General features: G+C 55.5%; 2 protein-coding genes. Both read left to right on the top strand.

All coding sequences use genetic code 11. From position 1 onward, the window contains the following. The first annotated feature begins 55 nt into the window (after nucleotides 1–55). Entirely contained in the window at nucleotides 56–1,495 is a 1,440-nt protein-coding gene (locus EDM56_RS30885; RefSeq protein ID WP_122921745.1) for an aldehyde dehydrogenase family protein, read from the top strand. A gap of 32 nt (nucleotides 1,496–1,527) precedes the next feature. Continuing rightward, nucleotides 1,528–1,751, top strand: a 224-nt coding sequence (locus tag EDM56_RS30890; protein WP_246009600.1) for a thiamine pyrophosphate-binding protein, incomplete at its 3' end; no start/stop codon positions are given.

A 1,751-nucleotide genomic window follows, 5' to 3' on the forward strand; every position in this document is an offset into this window, starting at 1 on the left:
TACGAAAACTAGCGTCCGCTCTGCGGTTTTCCGCTAGCAAAGGAGAGACGGTTCGATGAAAAAATGGGGTCTGTGGATCAATGGAAAATGGGAGGAAGGCACGCGGTATGAGCCGCTGCACGCGCCGCAAACCGGAGAGGTGATCGCCGAAATTGCACAAGCGACGGAGGCGGAAGCGAAGCGTGCGATTGAAGTGGCACACGAAGCTTTTCAGCAATTCCGGTGGATGCCGGCGCATCAGCGGGCAGGGATCCTCATGAAAGCGGTTCAGCTTTTGGAGGCGAAAAAGGAAGAAGCGGCTCAGATCATCGCCACCGAGGCAGCGAAGCCGATCAAGGCAGCGCGTACGGAGCTCGTCCGCACGATCCAAACGTATCAATTCGCGGCGGAGGAAGCTAAACGCATTTATGGCGAACGGATTCCGATGGATGCGGCGATCGGCGGGGAGGATCGCATCGGTTTCACGATGAGAGTACCGATGGGCGTGGTGTCGGCCATCACGCCGTTCAACTTTCCGTTCAATCTGGTCGCGCACAAGGTGGGCCCGGCCATCGCAGCGGGCAATGCGATCATCTTAAAGCCAGCGGAGAAAACGCCGCTCAGCTCGCTCTTTCTCGCCGAGCTTTTCCAAGAAGCAGGGTTGCCGGATGGCGTCCTCAACGTTGTCACAGGCTTCGGCCCCGACCTTGGACCTGTGCTCAACACGCATCCTCATGTCAAAAATATTACCTTTACGGGAAGCCCGCGGGTCGGCAAGGAAATCCGCAAGCTGGCTGAATTCCGCAAAGTGACACTGGAGCTTGGCTCCAATTCGGCGCTGATCATCGATGAGGGTGTGGATGTGGGCTCTATCATCGGCCGGGTGGTGGAAGGATCGTTCTCGTACAACGGACAGGTGTGCATTTCCATCCAGCGGATTTATGTGCATCGTTCGCTGTATCAAACGTTTTTGGATCAATTGGTGGAACGGACGAAACAGCTTGTCATCGGTTCCCCTTATGACGAGAAGACGGACATTACGGCTGTGATCACCAAAGATTCGCTCGAACGGCTCTCATCATGGATCGCGGAAGGGGTGCAGGCAGGTGCGAAGGTGGTGTATGGCGGTACGGTGGACGGGCAAGTCATGACGCCTGCTATCCTGACCGATGTTCCCCATCAAGCCAAGCTCATTCAGGAAGAAGTGTTCGGTCCGATCGTCAGCGTCCGCCCATTCGATCAGATCGAAGAAGCGGTAGGCTGGGTGAATGACTCCCGCTACGGGTTGAACGCAGGGGTTTACACGCCGGATATCAATCACGCGTTTTATTGTGTCAACCATATCGAAACAGGCGGCGTGCTGATCAATGACATCCCGACATATCGCCTCGACCACATGCCATATGGCGGGATCAAGGATAGCGGAACAGGCCGGGAAGGGGTCAAGTTCGCGTTGATGGATATGATGGAGGAAAAATTTGTGAGCTTCCATTGGGACCATACATACGGGCGGTAAGCTAAACGCGCAGCGAAACGAAGGAGGGCACAATGAAAGCTACGGACTTGATGGTCAAATGCCTGGAGAATGAGGGAGTCCGGTATATTTTCGGCATCCCGGGGGAAGAGAATATCGATCTCGTCCATTCGTTGGCCGCCTCGGAGCAGATCGAGTTCGTGACGGTCAGGCATGAGCAAGGGGCGGCTTTTATGGCAGATGTGTACGGTCGATTAACGGGAAAGGCAGGTGTTTGTCTTGCTACGCTTGGGCCAGG

It is taken from the genome of Brevibacillus fluminis (assembly GCF_003710825.1).
Taxonomy (GTDB): domain Bacteria; phylum Bacillota; class Bacilli; order Brevibacillales; family Brevibacillaceae; genus Brevibacillus_D; species Brevibacillus_D fluminis.

What these genes read in the sequence shown, in the direction of transcription:
- EDM56_RS30885 (WP_122921745.1), top strand. Translation starts at nt 56, where the DNA reads ATGAAAAAATGGGGTCTGTGGATCAATGGAAAATGGGAGGAAGGCACG.